This window comes from Kaarinaea lacus (assembly GCF_975902315.1).
In genome coordinates, this window is the sequence record NZ_CDLKIE010000215.1 from 1 (window position 1) to 5,914 (window position 5,914).

General features: G+C 43.5%; 6 protein-coding genes. 2 read left to right on the forward strand and 4 right to left on the reverse strand.

The window, feature by feature from the left end; all coding sequences use genetic code 11:
• Together ACWVCM_RS06365 and ACWVCM_RS06370 are read left to right on the forward strand one after the other, a co-directional pair.
• Positions 1-1,930, forward strand: a 1,930-nt coding sequence (locus ACWVCM_RS06365; RefSeq protein WP_455200888.1) for an Ig-like domain-containing protein, incomplete at its 5' end; no start/stop codon positions are given.
• A 28-nt stretch (positions 1,931-1,958) separates the two neighbouring features.
• Complete coding sequence (locus tag ACWVCM_RS06370) at positions 1,959-3,758, forward strand: hypothetical protein (RefSeq protein ID WP_455200889.1); 1,800 nt, start codon at positions 1,959-1,961, stop codon at positions 3,756-3,758.
• A gap of 93 nt (positions 3,759-3,851) precedes the next feature.
• On the opposite strand, the gene ACWVCM_RS06375 is transcribed toward ACWVCM_RS06370, so the two are convergent.
• The 4 genes from ACWVCM_RS06375 to ACWVCM_RS06390 all read right to left on the reverse strand — a co-directional run bounded on the left by ACWVCM_RS06375 (position 3,852) and on the right by ACWVCM_RS06390 (position 5,653).
• Positions 3,852-4,202 carry a hypothetical protein gene (locus ACWVCM_RS06375; protein ID WP_455200890.1) on the reverse strand — a complete coding sequence of 117 codons (351 nt, stop codon included), beginning with the start codon at positions 4,200-4,202 and terminating at the stop codon, positions 3,852-3,854.
• 237 nt (positions 4,203-4,439) lie between these two features.
• Positions 4,440-4,886 (reverse strand): hypothetical protein, encoded by a 447-nt coding sequence (locus tag ACWVCM_RS06380; RefSeq protein WP_455200891.1) that lies wholly within the window; start codon positions 4,884-4,886, stop codon positions 4,440-4,442.
• A gap of 49 nt (positions 4,887-4,935) precedes the next feature.
• The gene (locus tag ACWVCM_RS06385; protein WP_455200892.1) at positions 4,936-5,292 is read right to left on the reverse strand and encodes a nucleotide pyrophosphohydrolase; all 357 of its coding nucleotides are present in this window, start codon (positions 5,290-5,292) and stop codon (positions 4,936-4,938) included.
• 73 nt (positions 5,293-5,365) lie between these two features.
• The gene (locus ACWVCM_RS06390; RefSeq protein WP_455200893.1) at positions 5,366-5,653 is read right to left on the reverse strand and encodes a hypothetical protein; all 288 of its coding nucleotides are present in this window, start codon (positions 5,651-5,653) and stop codon (positions 5,366-5,368) included.
• Positions 5,654-5,914 lie beyond the last annotated feature (261 nt).

The window sequence follows — 5,914 nt, forward strand, 5'->3', positions numbered from 1 at the left end:
GGGAATGAATATGTTGAGGGTTAAGCGTTTGCAGGATTATGTACGTTGCCTGTTGTATCTGGGATTAATTATCGCGCTTGGATTCACCACAGGGTGTAGTAGCAGCGACAGTGGTAACGACGGGAACAATGGTAATAACGGGGGCATTGGGAACACTGGCATAATCAACGAGGCTGTCGCCTGCACACCGTCCGGTGATGACAGCACGCAAAACAGTAATGGTTCTGCTTCATTTATCCGTTCACATACGGTTGGTTCTCCAATTTATCATTCCGTCACTACCCGCAATAATTCATCAGGACAAGCCGTCACGCTGGATTATATGGTGCACCAGCCCCTGGGCACACCCAGGGGTATCGTGTTATTGATTGCTGGCGGCGCGCTTACAGGTTTTATTGAAGGTACCGAAGGCAATCCAGCAACCCGATCGGGGGGCAATTTCCTGGTGCGCAGTGCGCATCGTTTTATGCGAGCCGGTTACCGGGTAATAACCATGGACCGTCCCAGTGATTTTTCCGACTATGGCGCCATTGATAGTGGCAGCTATCTCTATGACAGCTACCGTACTTCCGTTGATCACGCGATCGATATCACAACCATCGTCAATCGTGAAAACAGTGATAACTTACCGGTAATTATTGCCGGCACCAGTCGTGGTGCCATTTCTGCGGTAGCGCAAAACATGCTGGCGGCAGGCATCGCAATATCCAGCCCGGTTACACGCTCCAGTGCCGGTGGTGCACCCATTGGCTCCCCTGCACTACCAGTGGATATCGTTGATGTCCCGGCGCATGTTCTGTATCACCGAAATGACGGTTGTACCGGTACAAGTCCAGGCAACTCCAACGCGTTAATTGAACAGTTTGACAATGCCGGGATCGATGTTGCCGGCAATAATTTATCGGGTGGTTTTAACGATACTGTTGCCAATAACCCCTGTGGCGCATTTAGTTACCACGGCTTTCTTGGCATTGAAAATTGCGCCGTGAATACCACAACGGCATGGATAGATGATTTGCTTGATTATATTGAAACGCAAAATCCGGGCAATGCACGACCCATTGCATTGCAACAATCTGTTTCAACATTGAGCACTCAGACAATTGATATTAACCTCTCTGCTTCAGATACCGATGACACAAACCTGATTTATGAATTACCTTATTTACGCAGTTCCCTGGGCGGCACACTCAGCTTAGCCGGCAACGTTGTTCAATATGCACCGCCAACCGCGAGCTCAACAACCACTGATGCCTTTGTGTTTACTGTTACCGATAGTAAAGGCAGTAGCAGCGCAGCAGTCATAACGGTAAGCCTCATAACCCAAACCAAAAGTGCGTTTGACCACAGTCTCGTTGCCGACCAGGCGTGCGTTAGTTGTCATGACAAGATTCTTGTGACGGGAAAACCCGATACCCACCCGAACACCACTGATCAATGCGAAGCGTGTCATACTACCAATGTCTGGATGCCACTTATTACTCCTTTTCAACACGATGAAACAAGCGATGCCTGTGAAACCTGTCATGTTGGCAATACCTGGGCAACGACTAAATCACTAGTCCATATAGCCAGCACTGATAATTGTACTGCATGCCATCGATCCGGCTCAAAGCCCTGGGTACCCCTCGCATCCCACGAAGTTGATCACAGGGAGGTTATTGGCAGCTGTGCCAGTTGCCATGATGCCGTCATTGCTGCGGGAAAAACAGCAACTCATATAAACGCGTCGAATATTTGCGACGCGTGCCATACTACTTCAGCATGGGTTCCGGTGACGACGGTCGATCACACGCAAACAATTGGCACCTGCGAAAGCTGTCATGACGGTGTCATCGCTACTGGAAAATCCCAGAACCATATACCAACCACGTTTGCGTGCGACACCTGCCATGTAGAAACTTCATGGCAAGCGGCCACGCCGCCTTAATGATTTATCAGTTGAGCGGTAATTACAAATGACAAGAATAAAATTATATTCGATATTGATCTGGTCGTTGTTAGCTGGATTAATATCTGCCTGTAATAGCGGTGGACCTGGGTCATCCGAAGCCGAACAAATTCATGCGATACAGGAACAAACTAAAACATACTTCTTATATGAGAGCGATCAATCGATCAAGGCAATCGATATCGTTAATCCTGCTAATCCCATCACCATTGAGCCAACTAACAACTCTTTGACGGGCATAACCGCTGAAGAAAAACATATACCCTTTGGCAACAATCCTGCCAAATTCTATTCAGCCAAAGATGTTCTTGTATACGCAAAAGACGGACGACTGTGGATTGTTGACAACATCTCCAACGGCAACCTTACGCCCAGGCAACTTTCAGATGAAGACAATGCATTTACTTTATGTAGCGCCACGCTAAATGCGATTGATCCCGACCAAAACAAACATAATTATCGTTATTCCTTACCGGGTCCAGATGCTCAGTGTGGCGAACAACTGTTTTATCAGGACACAAACAATAATGGAGTTTGGCTACCGGTCGTTTCAGACAATATTAATAAGTGGGTGCCACTAAACGCCGAAGATAATTATTCACCGGTTACAACGACTAACACCACCCCATGGGCACGTAGTGACTCTATTGTGATGTATCGACTCAATGAACAGAATCTTGGGCTTAGCATAGATGGTGTACTTGCACTGGACAACGCGGGTAATCTAGTCTGGTTTAATGGAACGGATTTTTCTGCACCCTCTCACAATGTTGCCAGTGGTGTAACTTCCATTTACTTCTTTCAAAGCAATAGCAGACAATGGGTTTATATCATTGTTAATGGACAGTTATACAGTTATTCGGCAGGCAGCGCATCGCTTAGCGACAGGCATTACCGATTGTCTTCCGACAATTTAGATTTACTAACATACCCCAATACACGCAACAACTATATTTATGCTATTGATGGCCAAAAACTCCTGAGACTCAATGTAAACGCCCCCGGCACACCTTACCTAGTTGCCCAAAATCCGTTGCTTGATACGGCATCATATAGCTTCGCTGAAACTGACAGTCACTTATACCTGTATTCGGGTCAAACTGAACGACTCCAGGCTATTTCTGTAAACAAATCATCTGGCGAAATAACTGAGTTATTTTCTGTTAGCATACCAACCTATAATAATTATCTCCCCTCACCTACTTTTTTAATTGGAGACAAGTTTTATTTTACGGATGAATCATTAAATGAAACTTTTGTGGTTGACGTTAACGGTAAAACCATTCGAACTTTTCCAGATTCTTTCATACTTAAGATCGTGATGTCTGCAGTTTTAAAACCTGACATAGACCCACTGTCACACTTAATACTCGGCGAGCATGTCAACGACTCTTTAACTAATTTATTCGTACTGGACACCAGGAGCAACACTATCATCAGCGAAATCGGTAGCATCCCTCATGTAAGTTATTTTATGCATAACTACGCAACACATTATAATGGACGCACTATCCTGTCTTTATATAATGGCGGCTCGGGCAACAATCTCTATTTTGCTGATCTAAATAGCAACAATTCATTAATACAACTAACCCAGAGCACCACCGATGATAGAGAAATAGAATTTATCTCAACTGTCTCGATACAACCGCCGTCAGTACCACCTCCTCCGCCACCCTCGCTACCGCCTCCCCCGCCACCTGGCTTACCACCACCTCCACCACCTGGAATGGAAGGATCGGGCGGCACTGAGCCTCCACCACCACCACCACCGCCTTCTCCACCCGCAGGAATGGGCGGCATGTGAGCTTTCAGTATTACACTTCGTAATTGAACTATGGAGTAATCACGCCGTATTGCGCGCACTAATGATGGATGGGGCACCCAAATGGCCGCTAATTTACGATTGGTCAATTTGAGTTTGATCGAACGTAATACCAACAATTGCTTTGAAAGGTAAATTTATCGCTTCGCCTGCATCAGTATGAATAATAATATTCCCGTGTTGCCAGATTCTTTTCCAGTTAAATTCCACCAGCAACTTAGTATTACCAGGTACTTTCAGAATAATTTCTTCAGCGTAGGTTTGCCTGGTTTCTTCCATTTTTGTATAGCGATTTTTCAATTCCTGTTCAGCTGCTGCTTTGATATCAGCTACTTCGCTTATACCTAGCGAAATTTCTGTACCGGAAGACTTTCCCGTTTCTTCCTCGAATAAAATACGTAGCCTGCGCGACTGCTTCGTCTTCACCGCTGGAAGTGAAAAAATTAGTGACGGTCTTAAAACTGGTTTTACCCGCAATATTATCCGCTTCCCTGGCCGATATTTTATTTCCATCACCATCAAGAAACTCGGGCATTAGAAAAAACTTGCCACACCCCGAACATTTATGTGTTAAGTTGAATTTTAAGTATTCTTTTGAATATAAAACGATAGGCATAATATTTGTCCTGTTGTGGTTTATTAAACACAAAAGACAAAACGAGTTTATTTAAATATTTTCTTACGTTTTGTTTCTGCCCATGAGCCGTTTTTACCATTGAAGCTAAGAAACCGCTTCGAAGTGACTACTAATGCAGAGTAATCCTCTGCAGTGATGCTTTGGACCACCTCGTTCGCCTGGGTTTCTTTTATTACCCAACCAATTTTATAAATACTATAGGCCATAATTCGGTTATTAGTTATAACAACCGCCACCGCATTGCCTTCTTCGTGGTTTATTACCTCCTCTTTAGCATTCAAGGTTAACTCGTCGAATCTGTTGAACTCAATGTTCGAAGCAATAACCTTGTCTTCATCAACAATCAAATAAACCAGCTTTGGTATGCCATTATCAGCGACTGTTGTAGACGAATAAAACATTAAAAGAGGAATAAGCAACAGAAAATAATGACAATACTGAGAATAGCGAATAATAGATAATAATTTAGACATAAATTAACTCAATCTCGACAATTAGTTCAGCTAGATTAACGACAATCTGTTATTCATATTCGGTATATTTTTTGTGTTGGCCTTTTACTTTATGCACGGGATATTTGTTTTCATTAATGATTATTTTTTTATCCACGGCATCCAGTAAATCAACGTTCAATTTATCAGCAATACGAATCAGGTAAATCTGGATATCGGCAAGCTCCATTCGGACCGCTTCAAGTTTATCCCCCTGAATGAGCGCGCTCTCTTCTTCCTTGAGCCATTGAAAGTGTTCAATAAGTTCGGCAGCTTCAGCAATGAGGGCCATGGATAAATTCTTGGGACTGTGAAATTGATCCCAATCCCTCTCTTCCGCAAATTCCCTTAAACGTTCTTTAAGTTCATCAAATTCGTCGTTGCTCATCTGGAAATCTCCCCCAACCGCTCTTTTAAAAAAAGAGGGAAGCTTTTACGCCCCTCATAAATACCAGGGTAATTTAATGGCATGTACTATTTTCAGCATCTGAAAGCTCGCCAAACAACTCGGCTTTCTCCACTGCATCCATCCAGAACACCCATTCAGTAGGAAGTAAATCGTCAATGACATCAACCATTGACTCCCTGTGATCTTCGCTCATGTTATCCACTAATGACATTAGTGCTTCATACTTCTCACCCGCAAAACTATAAGTCGTCACATCGGGTTGTGTTTCGGCTAACAATATCGCTTTTTTTAATGCATCAAGGCATTTTTCAAAATCTTCATTGATAGTGGCGCTGCCCATTGTTTTTTATTCCTTTTTTTAAATAAACAGGTCTCAAGAATAGACTAGCGGCTGCTGCACTGGCACGTATCTCACTCCGAATCCAAATATACCCCAGTTATCAGGGCCTTGCTGAATAATTCGATGAAATTGCTCGTGAAATATACATATATAAGTATATTGTATACCCCTACTCGATTTATGGAATAATGACATAGATCAAGGTCTTTTCGGGGAGGCACATTAGATTTAGGATATATACATTTTGCAGGTAGTGGATTA